We start from the raw sequence: 20133 nt of genomic DNA on the forward strand, positions 1-20133 counted from the left end.
TTGAATGCGATTTAAATCCTCCCAACCCTCTTTTACTAAGGAGGGCTATTCCCTCTTTCTTAAAGAGGGTTAGGGAGATTTTTTACATATCCACCATTTCCACGCCATCAATACGCGCTACCGTCATCAAGTCTTTATCACCACGGCCTGAAACCGTTGCAATAATAATTTGATCTTTCGACATGGTTGGCGCCAGCTTGGTTACATACGCCATCGCATGTGAACTTTCTAATGCCGGAATGATGCCTTCAATCTTGGTCAGGTCACGGAAACCTTGTAAAGCTTCCTGGTCATTAATTGGCACATAATCCACACGATGCATATCTTTCAGGAAGCTGTGCTCAGGACCCACACCCGGATAATCCAGACCAGCAGAAATCGAATGGGTTTCAATAATCTGACCTTGTTCATCTGACATCAGGTAAGTACGGTTGCCGTGAAGGACACCGACATGACCGGCATTCAATGGCGCAGAGTGTTTCCCCGTTTCAATGCCTAAGCCCGCCGCTTCAACACCGTACATTTTCACCTCCTGATCATTCAGGAATGGATAGAACAGGCCCATAGCATTAGAACCACCTCCCACACAGGCCACAAGTGCATCCGGCAGACGGCCGGCTTGTTCCTGAATCTGACGGCGTGCTTCACGGCCAATAATGGACTGGAAATCACGCACCAGTTGCGGATAGGGATGTGGACCCGCCACAGTTCCGATCACATAATAGGTTGAATCGACATTGGTGACCCAGTCACGCATCGCTTCATTCATGGCATCTTTTAAAGTTTTAGAGCCACTTTCTACCGCGACGACTTTGGCACCCAGCAAACGCATACGATACACGTTCATGGCCTGGCGCTTCACATCTTCCGCACCCATGAACACTACACATTCAAGACCTAAACGCGCCGCGATGGTTGCTGTCGCCACACCATGCTGACCGGCACCAGTTTCGGCAATAATACGTTTTTTACCTGAAAGTTTGGCCAATAACGCCTGACCAATGGTGTTGTTCACTTTATGCGAGCCGGTATGGTTCAGGTCTTCGCGTTTTAAGTAAATCTGTGCACCACCCAACTCTTTCGACCATCGCTCAGCATAATACAGTGGACTTGGACGACCGACGTAATAAGCGAGATCACGGTCGAATTCTGCCAGAAACTGTTCATCATTCTTCATGCGGAAATAGAGCTTTTCCAAGTCTTCTAAAGCCGCCATCAGGGTTTCTGACACAAAACGTCCGCCATGGATACCGAAGTGCCCTTTTGCATCAGGGAACTGGGTATAGTCAATTGCCTGTTTTTCTGTATTAACAGTTTGCTGATCCACGATGGACTCCTTGCATAAAGCGTTCTATGAGTTGTTGGTCTTTAATACCTTTTGCGGATTCTACGCCTCCGCTCACATCTACAGCAAACGCGGCTGTGGTGTGAATGGCGTCTTCAATATTGTCAGGGTTTAATCCACCGGCCAAAATCAGTGGAATATCCAGTTGGGGAAAGCTGCTCCAGTCAAAGCTGTGCCCGGTTCCGCCCTTTAATTCAGGATGCCAGGCATCTAAAAGTACAGCGCTGGCACCGGCCTGCTGATATTTTTGAATTTCAGCCACCACATCTAGCCCCGGTTTAACCTGAATCGCCTTGTACCAGCGACGTCCAACCTGCTGTGCAATTGACTGGCACTGTTCCGGGCTTTCATCACCATGAAATTGCAGGATGTCCAGCGCGACTGTATTGAGAATGGCCTGAATCTCACCGGCTGAGCTATTTACAAATAAACCCACCACCTGTACATAAGGCGCAATGGCCTGTAGCAGAACGCTGGCCTGTTCTGCGCTCACACTGCGCGGACTTGGAGGATAAAATACAAAACCAATTGCATCTGCACCACTGTTGACGACGGCATGTACATCTTCAACCCGGGTGATGCCGCAAATTTTGGCACGGGTTCGCATAACTTGTTTGGCTCTCGTAATGCCCGCTTTATAGCCTATCTATAAATATGGGGCCGGCTCATTGTAATGCAAATTTTTTCACTTGAGTAAAGTTCAGCCTGATAATTCTTGCACAAGTTGTTTAAAATGCATACGGCACTTATACTGCGCCCGTTTCACAGCAAGTTTAAGCCTTGGCTTTAGGGAAATTGGTGAAAATCCAACACTGCCCCCGCAACGGTAACAATGAAACATATATCAGTTTAAATCATGCGATTTACACCACTGTATTCAGATATGGGAAGGTGGATATATAGGTCCAGGTCATCATCAAGATGCTTGGCGCCACATTGAAGTCCGGATACCTGCTTGTTGTGCCCTTTAACTCAATCATTCACGTGGGGTGAATGTATGGAGCACATATCATGTCTATTCAATTTCAACCTACTGCCTTGGTAGGTGCAATCGCTCTTGCGATGGGGTTTTCAACTTCTGTCTTTGCTACGGAGTCTCAAGAGCAACCTGCCGTCAATGCGGCCCTGGATACCTTGGTGGTTACAGCTACTCGTTCTGAAGAGAAGATTGGCAATGTGCCTGCGCGGATTTCAATTATTGAGCCACACATATTAGAGCAATCTCCAATTGCGGAACTCCCCCATCTTTTAATGTCCGATGCATCCATCAATATGGTGCAATCGGGCGGTTTTGGGCAAGTGTCTTCAATTTTTACCCGCGGAACCAACTCTAACCATACACTCGTACTTCGTGACGGCATCCGTCTAAATACAGCCTCTTCAGGTATGGCCTCTTTATCTTTCTTAGATACCACCGATATTCAACAAATTGAAGTTCTAAAAGGCCCTGCATCTGTTCTATACGGCACAGATGCAATTGGTGGTGTCATTCAAATGGTTTCAAAAACACCTGAAAAAAACCAAGCCTTGCTAACAACTGAAGTGGGTGAAAATTCTACCTATAAAACTGTTATCGGTGCTGATCTGGCAGAACAGGGATTTTATGCTCAAATTCGTGGCCAGCGTTTAGAAACAGATGGGACAAAAATTAAAGAAACCAGTCATGAAACTGCTGCTTTTGATCAGAAAGGCTATAGCGCCAAACTTGGTGTAGATCAACAAAACTATGCTGTTTCTCTGGATTATCAGCAAAATGAGGGAAATATTAAATATGATAATTTTGGTGCTCTAAATAATCAGGACTTTGAAACAGAAATTATTAATCTAAAAGGTCATGTAAAATTAAAGCCACAACTTGAACTGAATGCTCGCCTTTCCCAGTTCCAAGATGACTTATATCAAAATGATCCTAATTTTATGGGACAGTTTGACTTTGCTTCCAGTCAAACTCGAGAAGCAGAATTATATGCAAAATTACAGCTTAACTCTGCCCAGCAAATTCTAATTGGTACACAACATCAAAATATTCAGGGTAATGTGCTGTCTTATGGTCAAAAATATGAAACTGATCTAGATTCACTGGGCTATTATTTCCAGCATCAATATCAGACCAATACACTGAATACCCAAGTAGGTATCCGTGTTGAAGATCATGAAAAATATGGTACACATACTATCGGCCAGGCTGCAGCCCGATACCAACTTCTGCCTCAAACCAGCCTTTATACCAATGTTGGAACGGCTTTCCGATCACCAAACCTAAACGAACTTTATAGCTCATCCGGCAATCCGAATTTAAAACCTGAAGAAAGTCTTTCTTTCGAAATTGGCCTAGATCAACAGCTCAATCATGGCTTGACAACAGGCATTACCCTGTATCGAAATCAGGTAGATCATCTAATTGATGCCACAGAAGCGACAGGCTACAGTTTTAGAAACCTGGATCGTGCAATTTTTGAAGGTAGTGAACTGTATCTGAATTGGCAAGCCCCACATGCTTTTATTAAAACAGGCTACCATTATGTACGGGCCAAAGATGATACTACCGGTGAAGACTTAAGCCGTAGACCACGCCAGAAAGCAACCCTTACCCTAGGATGGGCTGAAGAACAGTTTGGCTTATCTACCACTTTAACAGCGAACTCATCTTCAGATAACAGTGCTTATGATGATGTCAGAATTCCAGGCCATTTCAATGTAGATATGAGTGGCTATTACCAACTTCATCCAGCCATCAAATTATTTACCAATATTCAAAATGTTAGTGATAGTAAATATCGTACAGCCTATGGTAGTGGTAGTTACTACATCAACGGCGGCCGCCTCGCCTCTGTCGGCGTAACGGTTAAATACTAAACGCCCCAAAGGACATATAAATTTTGAGGATCATGTCGTGACTGTGGCATGATCCTTTTTATATTCACATGATTAAAAATTCAAGGAACAGCTATGGGCCACCGTTTAAGTAAAATCTATACCCGTACTGGCGACTCAGGCACCACCGGTCTGGGTGATGGTTCACGTGTTGCCAAAGATGATTTACGCATTGCTGCACTCGGCGATGTCGATGAACTGAATGCCACCATTGGCGTACTGCGCGCACAGATTGCCGCCAGCACCATTCAGGACAAAGCCAGCTGGGATAAATCTTTAAGCCTGATTCAGCACTGGCTATTTGATTTAGGCGGTGAAGTCTGCATTCCGGGCTTTACTCTGGTACAACCGGTATCAATCGAGTTTCTGGAAAACGACATCGATCGGATGAATGAAACCCTGCCCATGCTTAAGGACTTTATTCTGCCTGCCGGCACCTTGGCGTGTAGCTATGCCCATCAGGCCCGTGCTGTCTGCCGCCGTGCTGAGCGTAGCGTGATGTCAGTGCATAGCCGTGACCAGAATATTCAGGCCACGTCTTTGCAGCTCTTAAACCGTTTATCTGACTGGTTATTTGTGGCTTCACGCACCCTGCAACGCAGTGAAGGTGGCGCTGAAGTGCTGTGGCAAAAAAACATTAACGAAACGATTGAATAAAGCCGTAATTTTCATAGAAAAAATTGATGAAAATATGCGCTGATCTGACTTGTATAAATTTAAGATCAGCGCACAATAGCGCTGTCACATCCTGGTCATCTTAAAGGCTCACAATGAAACTTCCTCTCCAAACGCTGAGCCTGTTATGCGTATAATTGGACATCGTGGTGCCCGCGGCGAAGCCCCGGAAAATACCCTGGGCGGTTTTCAGTATATTCAGGATTTAGGCGTACGCGCTGTCGAATTTGACGTACGTCAGCTCAAAGACCATCAACTGGTCATTATGCATGATGATCATTTGATCCGGACCACCGGTCAGGACCGTCCGCTGTATGAATGCAGCACGCAAGATTTACATCATTATAATCAGGCCTATGGCTGGAAAAACTGGTCGAATTTTGAAATCACCCCGTATTTAAACCAGACCCTGGCCCTAATCCAGAACTTTGAACATATTGAAGTTGAAATTAAAGCGGTAGAAACCCAGGCACAGGCTGAACAGCTGACCCTGGCCTTGCACCAGCAGCTCAAAGGCTTTGAACATTCTGCTGTGATTACCAGTTTTGACCTGAAAATTCATCAGGCCTTACAGGCGCAGCAATCGACCTTTAAGCGCGGTTTACTGATTGAAGAAGATATTCAGGAACAGGCGATTGAACAGGCATTGCACTTTGGCTGCTGCCAGATTGGCTGGATGAATGAACTGGCGACCCCGCGTATGATTCAGGCCACCCAGCAAGCACAACTGGGGGTCAGTGTCTGGACGGTGAATGAAGTAGAACGTGCCAAACAGCTGAAAGATTTAGGCATTAACGGATTAATTACCGATTTTCCAAAACTAATGATGCAGCATATTTAATAGAAACAGATGCTCAATCAACCTGCATGTTACAGGCTGATTTTATATTGATTGAACTTCTATTTAGCGTTGATTGGCCTGAATCAGCATTAGCCCGCGCTCATCCAGCAAATATAAGGTTTTACCCTGTAACTGGAAGCGTTTGACCCGTTGCAAGACATCCATCAAGTCGGCTTCCTGCGCCAGCGCATGATCACAACTATTATGCGTGGCACGGCTGTTCAGGCTTAAACGGCCCTGACTGAACTGCAGCTGATAGCGGCCGAAAAGAGAATTACAGCCGGTATTGCCCTGCAGATTCTGAAAACGGGAATTGAGCATTAAATACGGGCTGGCATGAAAATAACGTGCCTTTTTCCCCTGAATGGTTTGAATTTCCCAGCGAATATCCTGCAGACCATCGCTACTGCGTTTAACCGCTGCCGGTGCTTTTACCGCACGTGGCTGTGACTGGACTTTGGAGGCTGTAGAAGACGGCGGTGTGCTTTGACAGGCCGTAATGAAAACCACCGCGATCAAATACGGCAAAATTAAACTAATTTTACGGTATCTCATGTGATTGATTTCGCATTGATCAAGGATTTATCTTTATCATGCCGCAGCCTTCGATAAAATCAATGAAGCTTCAATCTTATTCTGTTACTGTTTAGTACAATACATCTGTACAATAATGCTAGTGACGCCGAAACGCGCATGCTAATATGCTCAAATCTTATTCCATACAAAAAGTAATGGATTAAGCACTTCTTTACACCTCCCCAGCTTTCAGGAGTACTGTTGGAGATGAATGCTCCCCTACCCAAAGCCCCAATTAACTGGGTTGCCGTTTTTGCTCTGGTGTTCTTGCCAATTGTCGCAATCATTGCCATCCCGTTATATGCTTACCACCATGATTTTAGCCTTGCAGCTTGGATCAGCATGTTTGTTTTACTTGGCGTTAGCAGCTTGGGTATTACAGCAGGTTATCACCGTTTATGGGCGCACCGTGCCTATGAAGCCACTTTACCTTTGAAAATCATTTTAATGATTATGGGCACCTTTGCCGTACAGAACAGTATCCTGTTCTGGGCCTCAGGTCACCGTACCCATCACCGTCATGTCGATGATGTCGATAAAGATCCGTATTCGATCAATAACGGTTTCTGGTACGCCCATTTAGGCTGGATGCTGCGCGACTATCCGGCAGCAGAACCGAACTATAAAAATGCGCCAGATTTGCTGAATGACAAACTGGTGATGTTCCAGCATAAATACTATGTGCCTTTAGTGATTCTGGTACATGTTGGCATCTTGCTGCCAATTGGCTGGGCTGTGGGCGACATCTGGGGTGTTTTACTTTTAGGCGGTTTGATGCGTCTGATTCTGAGCCACCATGTGACCTTCTTTATTAACTCGCTGTGTCATATGTGGGGCAAACGTCCATATACCGACGAAAATACGGCGCGTGACAACTTCTGGCTGGCTATTGCCACCTGGGGCGAGGGTTATCATAACTATCACCATATCTTCCAGTACGATTACCGTAATGGCGTGAAATGGTGGCAATATGACCCGACCAAATGGTTAATCTGGAGCTGTTCGAAACTGGGTCTGGCAAAGAACCTGCGCCGTATTCCAAGCTTTAATATTAAAAAAGCGGAACTGGCGATGAAGTTCAAATATGCCGAGCAGGACCTGGCGGTATATGGCCACAATGTCAATGACGACATCAGCAGCGTCAAACAGCGTCTGGCACAAGAATATGAAGCCTTTACCCACACCTTGAATGACTGGGCCAAATTAAAAGAGCAGGAAATTCAGGCCAAGAAATCGGCAGTGGCAGAAAAAATCCATCAAATGGATGACAAGCTGAAAGTTGAATTCCAGCTTGTGGAACAGCGTCTAACCCATCATCGGGAAACCCTGAACATTCTGATGCGCAACCTGAAAAAGAATCCGGTTTCACAATAATACCAAAGCCCTGCAAAAAGCCTCCTGATGGAGGCTTTTTCTATTCGGAAACACGACACTTTTCTCCAGCCAAGTTTGTTATAGTGAAGGCCTGTTCTGAATGGCTGTTCTGCAATGCAATTTAACTCGCGCTATCCTACCCTGCCTTCCCGTCTGTATCACCAGCAACAACCGCTGCCTTTAAAAGGCGCCAAAGCCGGGCATTTCAATGCAGCACTGGCCGATGAACTGCAATGGTCAAATGAAGACAAAGCACAGTGGGTCGAAATCTGTAGCGGCCAGAAAACATTTGCTGAATTTCCGGCATTGGCTATGGTTTATGCCGGGCATCAATTCGGGCAATGGGCCGGTCAGCTCGGTGATGGACGTGGTTTACTGATTGCCCAGATTGTTGACCAGCATCAGCAGACCATTGATCTGCATTTAAAAGGTGCCGGTGCTACCCCTTATTCACGGATGGGCGATGGTCGCGCGGTGTTACGCTCGGTGATTCGTGAATATCTGGCCGGTCATGCCTTAAATGCCTTGGGCGTACCTTCCAGTAATGCCGTGGGATTTACTTCATCCACCCAAGGGGTACAGCGTGAAAAACTGGAACCGGGTGCAATGATGTTACGTACCTCGGACTGTCATATTCGGCTGGGGCATTTTGAATGGATCAATCAATATCAGCCAGATTTACTGCCTGAATTTACCCAGAAATGTATCGAATGGCATTATCCGGAATGTCTGAAGGCCGAGCAGCCTGTTTTAGCTTTTGCCACACAGGTGGTGCAGCGTACCGCAGTGATGATTGCCCAATGGCAGCTGGTCGGCTTTGCCCATGGGGTGATGAATACCGATAATTTAAATATCACCGGTTCTACCCTGGATTTTGGCCCTTACGGTTTTATGGAGCGCTTCCGTCCGAACTGGATCAACAACCATTCCGATTATCAGGGACGTTATACCTATCAGCAGCAGCCGAGTATTGGGCACTGGAACTTGTGGACCTGGCTGAACAACCTGATTCCACTTTGTCCGGCAGACGATGACCAAGAGCAATGGAAAACGGATCTGGCTCAATGTCTGGCCCATTTTGAACCGACCTTCCTGGAACACTACAAGCATGGTTTAAACCAGAAAATGGGCTTACCCAGCTTCCATAAAGACAGCTTTGACTGTGCGATGGCTTTTTTAAGAATCTTGCAAAGCGAGCAGCTGGATTACACCCAGAGCTTTATTCGCCTGCAACATAAAGACTATGAAACGATTAAAGATGACTGCCTGGACCGCCGTCAGTTTGAAGCCTTCCTGACGCAATATGAGCGTATTCGTGAACATCAGGATACCGATGAACTGGATGCCGCCATGACCGCCGTCAATCCACATTACATCCTGCGCAACCATATGGCGCAAAAAGCAATTGAACTGGCCGAGCGGGATGATTTTTCTGAAGTCGAGCGTTTATTTCGCCTGCTCAGTCAACCCTATACCCGACAGACTGCGCTGGAAAAACCGGAAGATTTAGCGCCGCTGCCAAGCGATGTGCCTGAAGTGATGGTCAGCTGCTCGTCTTAAAGTATCCACATTAGCCTGGTAAATTGTGGATAATTTCAGCATTATCCACAAAGTGCCCTTCAACCTAAATTGCGTATGGCTTTGCATCCACTTGCGGCAAAAGTCGCTACTACCCTGCCTGAAGTCACAGTGACCCAGCCTTTTGGTGAGGGTTGTGATGTGTTTAAAGTGCAGGATAAAGTCTTTATGTTACAGTTTCATCTGCACGGACAAGCGGCCATTAATTTAAAAGTAGCGCCAGATCATGGTGCCATGCTGCGTGATATTTATCCGTATATTCGTAGCGGCTGGCATATGAATAAACAGCACTGGATTTCAGTGTATGAAGATGAAGAGCTGGATGAAGCTTTAATCGAAGATTTAGTGCTGAATTCTTATGCGTTGGTGGTGTCCAAACTCAAGAAACTGGATCGACAACGTATAGCGTTACTCAAAACTGTAGGCTCGCGTGTTTAGCTCGGGCAAAAACACAGAGATAAATCGTGCCCACAGTTTAATCCTGTCTCTCGTATGTAAAATCAGCGATTAAACTTTATATTTATCATTGAACAACTCAAAGGCTTTGCGCCACCCTGAATGTTCACTGCTGTGCTGGCTTTTTGCAATTAAATACTGCAATAGTGCTTTGATGGTGGCCACTGTATCGGAATTTAAACAGACAATAATCTGCTGTACACAGAAGTTGATCTGATGTTCCAGGCGGGAACTATCCTGGGTTTGTTCAAAATAGTGTATCGCGGGGGTGATATTGCGCTGAATTAAGCGTGCGACAAGCTCAGTATTGACGTGCATAGAAAAATTCCCAAAAGCGGGCTGCGGATTATACTGGAATTTTATTTACTTCAATTTTCAGGCTTATTAAAATTTACAAAATATTCTTGTTAAAAATTAAATTCATTTAAAAATTATAATATTAGAAATACCCCCTTTTATTTTGGTCTTATGCTTGATCAGTCTGCTGATTGATCATGGTTCTGGTACTAAACGTACAACCTACTTTCATAAAAAAAGCGAATAGACACATATCTATTCGCTTTTTTACTCCGCATGAAATTAATCTTCCGGATATTCAAAACGGTAGCCAACCCCATAGACTGCCTGAATCCACTCATGACGATTACCGGTTTCTGCCGCTTCGGAAATCTTGCGGCGCAGGTTTTTGATATGACTGTCAATCACCCGATCTGCAACATCAAAACTGTCCGGGTTAATATGATCCAGCAACTGGGCACGGGAATAAACCTGCCCAACATGCTCTAAAAACAGTTCCAGTAAACGAAATTCGGTCGGGGTCAGGTTCAGTGCTTTTTGCTGATACCAGATCCGTTGCTGGGCTTTATCCATCCGGAATAAATCATTGGTTTCCGGTTCAGCCTTGCGGTCTAAGCGACGCAGCACTGCCTGCACACGTGCCACCAGTTCTTTCGGACTAAATGGCTTACAAATATAGTCATCTGCACCCATATTCAGGCCTAATACCCGGTCAATTTCTTCGGTACGCGCCGTAACCATAATAATGGGTAAATCAGACTGCTCACGTACTTTACGGCAAATGGTCAGCCCATCCATACGTGGCACCATCAGATCCAGAATCATCAGGCTCGGTTTACGCTGCAAAAAGCTGTTATAGGCTTCTTGTCCATCATGAAACATACTGACCTCAAACCCAGCAGCTTCAAGATAGTCGCGGACCAATTGAGCGAGTTCAACTTCATCTTCAACCAGCATGACATGTTTCATGAATATCTTTTCCTTTTATTGTTTGGTCGGAATCGGGAAAGTCAGTTTGCAGCGCAAGCCACCCAATGGCGAATGCGCAAAACTCAGCTGGCCCCCCATGGCCTGCGCAATTTTAGCAGACAGCGCCAGACCTAAACCGGTACCGCCAGTGCTCCGCGTACGCGAATCATCCACCCGGTAAAAACGCTCGCCTAAACGGGCTAGCTGTTCATCGGTCAGGCCAAATGGACTGTCATCGACATAGACACTCCATTCTGTTGCCGTCTGCTCACTATGAATATGAACCTGCCCACCGGCCTCAGTATAACGAATACTGTTCGCAATCAAGTTCACCATAATTTGTTTAAAGCGGTCTATATCTAATTGTAAAGGCACAGCTTCACCTTCTAGACGCACGCTTAACTCGGCCTGTTCAAACTTCGGCCGGAAATTCTCGACTTCCTGTTCAATCACCTGCCAAGGGTTGATTGAGGCCAGATAGAATTTCAGCTGCATGGCTTCGGCCTGGGCTAAATCAGCCAGGTCCTGAGTCAGTTTTTTCAGGCTGCTGACCTGACGCATCATTGCATCTAAGTGTTCCGGTGTGGCTTTACGGATACCATCCTGCATAGCCTCAATTTGGGCCTGTAACACTGCCAGCGGGGTTTTTAATTCGTGTGAGGTATCAGCCACCCACTGCCGGCGTGAGGTTTCATGTTGATCTAAAATGACTGCCAGCTGATTCAGCTCTGTAGATAAATCACCGAGTTCATCATTACGGTTTACTTTCACCTGATACTGATAATTGCCTTTGGTCAGTTCACGGGTCCCATTGAGCAGACGCTGAATCGGCTTTTTAAAATAGGTCGCCAATAACCAGGCCACCAGTAAACTGGCAATAAAGGACAGACCATAAATCAGCAGCAGATAACGCTTTTGTTCGCTAAAGAAATTAATGCTGAGCGCATCATCCTGATCCAGCACCGGTTTTAAACCCAGATAGCCGACCACCTGATTGTTCATTAAAATCGGGCGATACGACATTTGTCCTTCTGCCGGCTCACCGACCACAAACTGGCGTTTGGCATCATATAAAGCCAGACGCGAGCTAAGACCCAAACGGTCCGGCATGGAAATAAACTGTTTTTTGCCATCCGATTGTGGCTGATTCGGACGCGGGTTCTGGGCACTGCCCTGATTAACCCGGGTGGTATTCTGCTGCGCGCTTAAAGGAAATTTCAGGCCTTCAAAGGGACGGTACTCGGAAGGCAGATTCATTTCCAGCCATTTTAGTTCCTCCTGCGAGGCCTGGCGTTTCTGCGGATCTGGTTCAGCCAGCGTTGGTGCCACATTCATTAAGGTATGTTCTTCAAAATAACGCTGCTGCAAGGCAATATCGTACTGACGGCGCAACCACCAGCGCGACAGGCGGTCATAATCTTCCGGGCCGGCCTGCCCTTCAATTTGCAGGATTTGTGCCTGAATGGCATTGCCCCAATCATGATAGACGCCATACACACCGGCCAGATTATGAATCACATGATCCAGCTTCTGCATTTCGACATCGGCCACGTATTTGGTGAAATTGCGTTGCATATTCCAGTGCAGCACCCACAGGCTGACCGTGGAAATGACCAGCGCGGTCAATAGCACAGTCAAAAACAGGCGCAGGGCGATTGGAATCCGGCGTATTTTCAAAACACTCATCTCAATTTTTCTTTTATTTCACTATTGTAGCGAACAGTGTTTGAAAAAACTCTCCATTGTTTCTTCATCTTTATTATTTATTCTTGTCGCAGTTAAAGATAACTGTATCGCGGTTCTGTGTGGAGACAATAATCATGAAAACGATGACAAAAATTGCGCTTGTTTCAGTGGGTTTACTCAGTGTCGGAACACTGACAGCCTGTCAGTCAACCAATAGTACAGCAACGCCGGAACGTGAAGGCCCTATGGCTCATTCCATGCACGGCAAACATGCACGCCTAAGCCCGGAACAGCGTGAACAATGGCAGCAGCTGCGTACTGAACGCCGCCAGATGATGCAGCAGATCAAAACGGCCTGTGAAGGCAAAGCTGCCGGACAGGTGGTTCAGGTCAAAGCCGGTGAAAAAACCGTGAATGGGACCTGTACCCTAATATTTACGCCGGAACGCCAGCAGCTTAAACACAGCCGTGAACATCGTCCAATGCGTGGCGATGTACGCCAGTTTAAACAGCATGCTGCTCAGACGGGTGCCTTAACCGATGCCAAACGTGCCGAACTGGTGAAACAGTATGATCAGCGCCTGGCACAGCGTCAGGCCCGTCAACAGGCTATGGCCAATGCCTGTAACGGCAAAACAGCCGGTCAGACTGTCCAGATTAAACTGGGGGATAAATCGGTCAATGGTCAATGCAGCCTGCGTTTTAAACCGAATACCGCTGTGACCATTCCGGCCAAAGTGGCTTAAGCGAAGTCAGCAAATAAAAAAGGCGCATGGTGCGCCTTTTTTATTGGACATATCTGTTTACGTTTTTGACTATTTGTCCACTTCCTATACCGATAAATCTGTTTACACTCAATACACTTAGCTATTTCAAGTTAAAAATCTTTGACTTTACAGTCACCAAGAAAAGCCATTGAAATGCTTGTACCCAATTAGAAGATGTTGCACGATTAAAACATTCAAGATGCGCCTGTGAAGGCGCGTGAACTCACTGATTTAGGATTATAACCGCTGGTTAAACCAGTATTGAGGAACCCGATATGCCACAATACAAAGCGCCACTACGTGATATGCAATTTGTTTTGCATGAACTATTAAATACTGAAGAACATTATGCAAAACTCCCTGCATTCTCTGGAAACGTAAGCCGTGAGTTGGTTGACCAATATTTAGAAGCTGCTGCTGACTTCTGTGAAAATGAATTATCTCCTTTAAACCAGGTGGGCGACCGCGAAGGCTGTACCTGGAACGATGGTGTAGTCACCACGCCGACTGGCTTTAAAGAAGCGTATCAAAAATATATCGAACTGGGTTTCCCGTCTTTATCTGCCGAAGAACAGTACGGCGGTCAGGGTTTACCAAACTCTCTGGGCATTACCATTTCTGAAATGGTCGGTACCGCAAACTGGGCTTGGGGTATGTATCCGGGTCTGTCTCATGGTGCAGTACGTACCCTTGAGCACCACGGTTCGCAAGAACAAAAAGATACCTATCTGCCAAATCTGGTATCAGGTGTCTGGACCGGAACCATGTGTCTGACCGAATCTCATGCCGGTTCTGACCTCGGCATTATCCGTACCAAAGCGGAACCAAATGCGGATGGCAGCTATGCGATCTCTGGCGAGAAAATCTTTATCTCTGCTGGTGAGCACGACATGGCCGAGAACATCATCCATATCGTTCTGGCACGTTTACCAGGTGCACCGAAAGGCACCAAAGGTATTTCACTGTTCATCGTACCGAAATTCAACCTGAATGCTGATGGTTCAATCGGTGAGCGTAATGCTGTGCGTTGTGGCTCGATCGAACACAAAATGGGGATTCACGGTAACGCGACTTGCGTGATTAACTTTGACAACGCCAAAGGTTACTTGATTGGACCTGAAAACCGTGGTCTGAACTGTATGTTCACTTTCATGAACACGGCGCGTATCGGTACTGCAGTACAAGGTCTGTCTGCATCTGAATCTTCATTCCAGGGCGCTTTGGCGTATGCAAAAGACCGTCTGGCCATGCGTTCACTGTCTGGTCCGAAAGCGCCAGAAAAAGAAGCCGATCCGATTATTGTGCATCCAGCAGTACGTAATATGCTGTTGACCCAAAAAGCATTTGCTGAAGGTGGCCGTGCGCTGGTTTACTTATTGGCTCAATATGCAGATGTGGTTGAGCAGGCTGCTGAGGAAGAAGACCGTAAATTTGCCGACAACATCCTGTCTTTATTGACACCAATTGCCAAAGCCTTCCTGACCGAAACCGGTTCAGAAGCTGCAAAACACGGTGTACAGGTGTTTGGTGGTCACGGCTTTATTTCCGAGCACGGTATGGAGCAGATTGTACGTGATACGCGTATTTCTTGCCTGTACGAAGGTACTACTGAAATTCAGGCACTTGACCTGCTTGGCCGTAAGGTTCTGGGTACGCAAGGCGCGATGCTGAAAGACTTCACCAAGATCATTCACAAATTCGCAGAAGCCAACAAAGACAATGCCGGCATGAAAGAGTTTGTTGAACCGCTGGCCGCGCTGAACAAAGAATGGGGCGACCTGACCATGCAAATTGGTATGCGTGCGATGCAAAACCCTGAAGAAGTCGGTGCTGCAGCAGTCGATTACCTCTACTTCTCTGGCTATGTGACGCTGGCTTACCTCTGGGCACGTATGGCACTGGTTGCACAAGAAGCCTTGGCTGCAGGTACTACCGATGTCGACTTCTATAATGCCAAAGTGACCACTGCACGCTTCTACTTCAAGAAGATCCTGCCACGTGTACGCTCACATGTTGACGTGATTGCGACTGGCCTGGATCCATTGATGGCGCTTGATGCTGAACACTTCGCCTTCTAATGCACGTGATGTGTAGTAACTTGTAATGGATGTAAAAAGGACGGCCAGCTGTTGGCGGTCCTTTTTCTCTATTTATCACGCTATATTAACCTTTCGTCGTCTAATCAATTGAAATCTCATCGTTTAGACTGACCTGATCACTATGAATAAACAAGAAACAGGTGAAATGAACTATGCCAATTTATAACGCACCGCTTGCCGATATGAAATTCATCCTGAATGATGTCTTCCAAGCAGAACAATTCTGGCAAAATAACGAAAATCTCGCCCACCTCGATGCTGCAACCGCAGAAGCCATTCTTGAAGAAATGGCCAAATTTACCCAGAACGTTACCCTGCCCTTAAACCGTACTGGTGATGAAGAAGGTGCCCAATATAACAATGGCAGCGTAACTACCCCGGCCGGTTTTAAAGAAGCATTCAAGCAATATGCTGAAGGCGGCTGGATTGGCCTGGGTGCCGATGAAGAATGGGGCGGTCAAGGCATGCCAAAAATGCTGACCGTTCTGTCAGATGAAATGATTTTTGCCACCAACCCGTCATTCATGCTGTATCCACTGCTGTCAGTCGGTGCGGGCATGGCACTGAGCAGCTATGCTTCTCAGGAACAGAAAGAAACCTATTTACCAAAAATTTATTCAGGTGAATGGTCTGGCACCATGTGTCTGACTGAACCACATGCCGGTACCGATTTGGGGATTATTAAAACCAAAGCGGAACGCAACGAAGATGGCAGCTATAACATTACCGGGACCAAAATCTTTATTACCGGTGGTGATCATGACCTGGCTGAAAACATCATTCACCTGGTACTGGCCAAAACCCCAGATGCACCTGCCGGTTCACGCGGTATTTCGCTGTTTATCGTACCGAAATTCCTGGTCAATGCCGATGGTTCACTCGGTGAACGTAACCCGGTTGGCCCAGGCTCTATCGAACACAAAATGGGGATTAAAGCCTCTGCCACGTGTGTCATGAACTTTGATGGTGCCAAAGGCTATCTGGTCGGTAAAGAAAACGAAGGCCTGGCAGCCATGTTCGTGATGATGAACTATGAACGTCTGTCAATGGGTATTCAGGGTTTAGGCGCCTCTGAATTTGCTTACCAGAATGCAGCACAATATGCGACTGACCGTTTACAGGGCCGCAGCGCTTCAGGTGTACAATCACCAAACAAACCGGCTGACAGCATTTTAGTACATGGCGATGTACGTCGTATGCTCTTGAATGTGCGTGCCAACAACGAAGCATCACGTGCCTTTGCAGTCTATGTCGGCCAACAGCTGGACATCACCAAATTCTCGACTGATGCAGACGCGGTGAAAAAAGCCAATGACCGTGTGGCGCTGCTAACGCCTATTGCCAAAGCCTATTTAACCGATACCGCTTTCCAGGCAACACTGGATGCGCAAATGTGCTTCGGTGGTCATGGCTATATCCGTGAATGGGGCATGGAGCAATGTGTACGTGATTTACGTATTGCGCAAATTTATGAAGGTACCAATGGCGTCCAGTCACAAGATTTAATTGGCCGTAAAACCATTAAATGTCAGGGCGCCTATATTACAGAATATATTGCTGAAATCCGTGACTTTGCCAACCAGTTAGATGCCGATCTGAACTTCATTAAAGATGCGACCTTAGATGCAGCTACAGAAGTCGAATCGGTAACGCAATACATTCTGAATGCGGCGTCTGAAAATGCAGAATTCCCGAATGCAGCAGCGGTCGATTATTTACACGCGGTTGGTCTGCTCAGCTTTGCCTATATGTTTGCCCGTATTGCCCAAGCAGCGCAGGCCAAACAGGGTGAGTTCTATCAGAACAAACTGGCGCTGGGTCTGTACTTTGTACAACGCATTCTGCCAGAACTGGAAATGCGAATTACCCGTATCAAAGCCGGTTCTGATGTGATCATGAAATTCTCGGAAGATTATTTCACTCATCAGGCTTAAGCTTTTTATCTCTCAAAAACGCCTGCACTGTCAGGCGTTTTTTTATAGCATCCATGTTTTCCTGCTGTTTTTACACCACTTTTCCTGTAGTTGTGCACAGTTTTTGCATGAGTTTTTCTTATTCATTCAGCAGAATCAGGAGGAGCATATGACAGCACAGCATCCCAAAGTAGAAAAAATAGAAACCCTCCTCGACCGGTTGGGTAATCTGGCCGTTGAAAGTTTTCACTATATTGCCCTGTTCGTAATTGGCTGTATGGTGATCTGGTCGGCCGGCCATACCGTGGTCGATATTCTGACCGTCAAACAATATGCCACGATTGATGATATTTTACTGCTGTTCATTTATCTGGAACTCGGCGCCATGGTTGGTATTTACTTTAAAACCAACCACATGCCAGTACGCTTCCTGATTTATATTGCCATTACCGCCCTGACCCGGCTGCTGATTTCCGATATCCAGCACGACCATAAAGCGGATATTGACCTAGTAATTATTACCGGTTCGATTCTGATTCTAGCCTTTGCGATTCTGGTGGTACGTTTTGCCTCCTGGAATTATCCATCGGTAATTCGGGATAAACACAGTGAAAAACCGTTGCCACAAGGCAAGACCCCACGCCCGGAAGATGATGAACTGGCCTAAACACCAAAATCACATCCATCATTCAAATCTGAAGAACAAAAAGCGCGCCTGGATACCACTACGGCGCGCTGATTTTTGAGTGAAGATTCACCAGATCATCAGTTTGGTTCAAATAGTTTTCCTTAGCGCTGGAGCGCTCCGGATGATCTAACGGTTTGGCACCAAAATATAACGACCATTTTCATAAATCCAGTAGCTGCCATTTGGCGGAGCCGGCAAACCTAAACGGCGCCAGTCAGTAATGATGGTCTGCGTGCTGCTTTCAATCCGGGCTACATTCGGATCACCATTGACCCAACTATAACTTTGCGAATTCTGGTAAATGGTGGTGGGCGCCTGATATTGAATACTAATGCCCGGACGTACCGGTTGATGGTCCCAATGCGGACGTGGTGGATAATATTGTGGCGGCCTGTGCTGCGGATAAGACGGGCGATGCTGTGGATAATGCTGCACATGCGATTTACGCTCCACACCCTGATAACTGGCCCAGCGATTGGTATCGGCCAGCGATAATGTCGAGATGGCAGACAATCCAATGCCTAACCATAAACCTGCTTGTATTCTTTTCACTACCCGACTCCCAAACATCAGCCTATTGATTTTACTATAAAACAGGATTAAGGATAAAAAATGAACATGCATGCTTTATACAAGTTTTTTAGATGAATGGCGGTAGATCGGCCGTATTTCTCAGTGAAAATAATGGCCTACTTTTATGCTACACTCGCTTTTTTTCATACTAGGTTCATGCTTGTGTCTGATTTAAGTTTTGATCGTCTTTATGAATATTTCTGCAAAGTACCCAGTGTTCAAAAAAACTTGATCGATGCCTATGGCACAGATGGTGCTCAGGCATGGTGGTTTAAATTTCAGATTAATGTAGCACACCCACTGGCCTGGCAAACCGTACAGGAACTGGGTCATGTGCTGAACTATATTTCCAAGAATGAACGTTTGCCAACGCAGTTTTTACCGGTATCGCCACCACCTTATATGAATGGTGAAGCCAAAGATTTCCTGTCTTGGGTAATCCAGTGTAACCATGCCGATTTCCCGCCCGATGTGGTCTGCGACTGGCTGGAAGCGCGTTTGCCGAATCCAGTTGAGGATGAAAGCCAGTGGAAAATTAAAACCGACCTGAGCGAGCTGGATGAGCTGTCTGATAAAGATCTGGATGAACTGGTACCACCGAATCCGGGGCCAAACTAAGCGTTAAACCTTAATCTTGACCTCTCCCTGACTCTCTCCTAGAAGGTTAAGGAAAGCGTGTCTCCCTAACCTTCTCTTACGAGGAGGAGAAAAAGCTATTGTTCCTAACTCCCCTTGTAAGAAAAAGGAAATTGCTCCTGTAGTGGTTTAATAAAGTTGGACACCAAATTAGGTGATAATAGATTCACCAATGAGGTGCTTATGAAACCAAGACGTACATTTACTCCAGAGTTTAAAGTTGAAGCTGCTAGCCTTGTACTCGATCAGGGCTATTCTATCTTACAGGCTTGCCGCGCTTTAGATGTTGGTCAAACTGCTATGAGACGCTGGGTTGACCAGCTTCAACTCGAACGTAGCGGACAAACTCCAGTAGTAAATGCTTTAACTCCTGAACAGCGCAAGATACAAGAACTTGAAGCCCGTATTTATCAGCTCGAACAGGAGAAGATGATTCTAAAAAAGGCTACAGCTCTCTTAATGTCAGACGAGTTCAAACATATGCACTGATAGACCAGTTAAGAAAGTTACGTCCTGTTGAGTTGGTCTGTCGTGCCTTTGGTATTCTGCGTTCAAGTTACTATCACTAAAGCAGACATTGGTTTTTATTTAATGCAGTACTACAACCGCATCCGACCACATCATTTTAATCAAGGGATCAGCCCTTATGAGGCTGAACAAAAACTTAAAACTGTGTCCAATATTTGTTGACCACTACATCCTCCTTAACCCTCTCTACAAGGTGGAAGAAAACTCATTCTTCCAGCTCTCTTATAAGCAGAAGCCACGGCTCCCAAACAGAAGCGT

At 46.2% G+C, this 20133-nt stretch carries 18 protein-coding genes, 1 pseudogene and 1 riboswitch; of the genes and pseudogenes, 12 read left to right on the forward strand and 7 right to left on the reverse strand.

Features of this window, described 5'->3' with window-relative positions; translation table 11 throughout:
- Positions 1 to 82: 82 nt before the first annotated feature.
- On the reverse strand, positions 83 to 1327 hold the full coding sequence (trpB, locus tag FTU67_RS04045) for a tryptophan synthase subunit beta (protein ID WP_005179981.1): 1245 nt from the start codon (positions 1325 to 1327) through the stop codon (positions 83 to 85).
- Positions 1308 to 1952, reverse strand: coding sequence for a phosphoribosylanthranilate isomerase (locus FTU67_RS04050; protein WP_104470884.1), 645 nt, complete (start codon positions 1950 to 1952; stop codon positions 1308 to 1310). Before FTU67_RS04050 ends, trpB begins: the two co-directional genes overlap by 20 nt.
- Before the next feature lie 145 nt (positions 1953 to 2097).
- Positions 2098 to 2319: riboswitch (cobalamin riboswitch) on the forward strand.
- A 37-nt stretch (positions 2320 to 2356) separates the two neighbouring features.
- Between FTU67_RS04050 and FTU67_RS04055 the strand changes: the two genes are divergently transcribed.
- The 3 genes from FTU67_RS04055 to FTU67_RS04065 all read left to right on the forward strand — a co-directional run bounded on the left by FTU67_RS04055 (position 2357) and on the right by FTU67_RS04065 (position 5735).
- On the forward strand, positions 2357 to 4201 hold the full coding sequence (locus tag FTU67_RS04055; RefSeq protein ID WP_005179986.1) for a TonB-dependent siderophore receptor: 1845 nt from the start codon (positions 2357 to 2359) through the stop codon (positions 4199 to 4201).
- 93 nt (positions 4202 to 4294) lie between these two features.
- Positions 4295 to 4876, forward strand: a complete 582-nt coding sequence (locus tag FTU67_RS04060) for a cob(I)yrinic acid a,c-diamide adenosyltransferase (RefSeq protein ID WP_160241004.1) — start codon at positions 4295 to 4297, stop codon at positions 4874 to 4876.
- A 145-nt stretch (positions 4877 to 5021) separates the two neighbouring features.
- Positions 5022 to 5735 (forward strand): glycerophosphodiester phosphodiesterase, encoded by a 714-nt coding sequence (locus FTU67_RS04065; protein ID WP_160241003.1) that lies wholly within the window; start codon positions 5022 to 5024, stop codon positions 5733 to 5735.
- 63 nt (positions 5736 to 5798) lie between these two features.
- On the opposite strand, the gene FTU67_RS04070 is transcribed toward FTU67_RS04065, so the two are convergent.
- On the reverse strand, positions 5799 to 6290 hold the full coding sequence (locus FTU67_RS04070; protein WP_180061439.1) for an META domain-containing protein: 492 nt from the start codon (positions 6288 to 6290) through the stop codon (positions 5799 to 5801).
- A 228-nt stretch (positions 6291 to 6518) separates the two neighbouring features.
- Here FTU67_RS04070 and FTU67_RS04075 point away from each other — a divergent pair, with 228 nt between their 5' ends.
- The 3 genes from FTU67_RS04075 to FTU67_RS04085 all read left to right on the forward strand — a co-directional run bounded on the left by FTU67_RS04075 (position 6519) and on the right by FTU67_RS04085 (position 9701).
- Positions 6519 to 7685: an acyl-CoA desaturase gene (locus tag FTU67_RS04075; RefSeq protein WP_005179996.1), complete on the forward strand. Its 1167-nt coding sequence runs from the start codon at positions 6519 to 6521 to the stop codon at positions 7683 to 7685.
- Between the two features lie 114 nt (positions 7686 to 7799).
- Entirely contained in the window at positions 7800 to 9245 is a 1446-nt protein-coding gene (locus FTU67_RS04080) for a YdiU family protein (RefSeq protein WP_016658647.1), read from the forward strand.
- 75 nt (positions 9246 to 9320) lie between these two features.
- The gene (locus FTU67_RS04085; protein WP_016658646.1) at positions 9321 to 9701 is read left to right on the forward strand and encodes an MmcQ/YjbR family DNA-binding protein; all 381 of its coding nucleotides are present in this window, start codon (positions 9321 to 9323) and stop codon (positions 9699 to 9701) included.
- Between the two features lie 69 nt (positions 9702 to 9770).
- Here the strand turns inward: FTU67_RS04085 and FTU67_RS04090 are convergent, their stop codons facing one another.
- The 3 genes from FTU67_RS04090 to baeS form a co-directional block, all read right to left on the reverse strand.
- Positions 9771 to 10037, reverse strand: coding sequence for a hypothetical protein (locus FTU67_RS04090; protein WP_104505830.1), 267 nt, complete (start codon positions 10035 to 10037; stop codon positions 9771 to 9773).
- A 261-nt stretch (positions 10038 to 10298) separates the two neighbouring features.
- Positions 10299 to 10985: a response regulator gene (locus tag FTU67_RS04095; RefSeq protein WP_005180005.1), complete on the reverse strand. Its 687-nt coding sequence runs from the start codon at positions 10983 to 10985 to the stop codon at positions 10299 to 10301.
- A gap of 15 nt (positions 10986 to 11000) precedes the next feature.
- Positions 11001 to 12671, reverse strand: a complete 1671-nt coding sequence (baeS, locus tag FTU67_RS04100) for a sensor histidine kinase efflux regulator BaeS (RefSeq protein ID WP_005180006.1) — start codon at positions 12669 to 12671, stop codon at positions 11001 to 11003.
- A gap of 134 nt (positions 12672 to 12805) precedes the next feature.
- Between baeS and FTU67_RS04105 the strand changes: the two genes are divergently transcribed.
- The 4 genes from FTU67_RS04105 (at position 12806) to FTU67_RS04120 (ending at position 18117) form a co-directional block, all read left to right on the forward strand.
- The gene (locus FTU67_RS04105; RefSeq protein WP_180061440.1) at positions 12806 to 13417 is read left to right on the forward strand and encodes a hypothetical protein; all 612 of its coding nucleotides are present in this window, start codon (positions 12806 to 12808) and stop codon (positions 13415 to 13417) included.
- A 296-nt stretch (positions 13418 to 13713) separates the two neighbouring features.
- Positions 13714 to 15516 carry an acyl-CoA dehydrogenase C-terminal domain-containing protein gene (locus FTU67_RS04110; protein WP_180061441.1) on the forward strand — a complete coding sequence of 601 codons (1803 nt, stop codon included), beginning with the start codon at positions 13714 to 13716 and terminating at the stop codon, positions 15514 to 15516.
- A gap of 173 nt (positions 15517 to 15689) precedes the next feature.
- Positions 15690 to 17471, forward strand: a complete 1782-nt coding sequence (locus tag FTU67_RS04115) for an acyl-CoA dehydrogenase C-terminal domain-containing protein (RefSeq protein WP_104484488.1) — start codon at positions 15690 to 15692, stop codon at positions 17469 to 17471.
- A 148-nt stretch (positions 17472 to 17619) separates the two neighbouring features.
- Positions 17620 to 18117 (forward strand): phosphate-starvation-inducible protein PsiE, encoded by a 498-nt coding sequence (locus tag FTU67_RS04120; protein ID WP_180061442.1) that lies wholly within the window; start codon positions 17620 to 17622, stop codon positions 18115 to 18117.
- A gap of 147 nt (positions 18118 to 18264) precedes the next feature.
- Here FTU67_RS04120 and FTU67_RS04125 read toward each other — a convergent pair whose 3' ends face one another.
- Entirely contained in the window at positions 18265 to 18690 is a 426-nt protein-coding gene (locus tag FTU67_RS04125) for an RcnB family protein (RefSeq protein ID WP_180061443.1), read from the reverse strand.
- A 183-nt stretch (positions 18691 to 18873) separates the two neighbouring features.
- Here FTU67_RS04125 and FTU67_RS04130 point away from each other — a divergent pair, with 183 nt between their 5' ends.
- Both FTU67_RS04130 and FTU67_RS04135 read left to right on the forward strand, forming a co-directional pair.
- Complete coding sequence (locus tag FTU67_RS04130; protein ID WP_104470839.1) at positions 18874 to 19329, forward strand: hypothetical protein; 456 nt, start codon at positions 18874 to 18876, stop codon at positions 19327 to 19329.
- 201 nt (positions 19330 to 19530) lie between these two features.
- Positions 19531 to 19910, forward strand: a pseudogene (locus FTU67_RS04135) (transposase); the annotation flags it as partial.
- Positions 19911 to 20133: the final 223 nt, after the last annotated feature.

Origin of the sequence: Acinetobacter sp. YH12132 (genome assembly GCF_013418645.1) — a bacterium.
Classification (GTDB): domain Bacteria; phylum Pseudomonadota; class Gammaproteobacteria; order Pseudomonadales; family Moraxellaceae; genus Acinetobacter; species Acinetobacter indicus.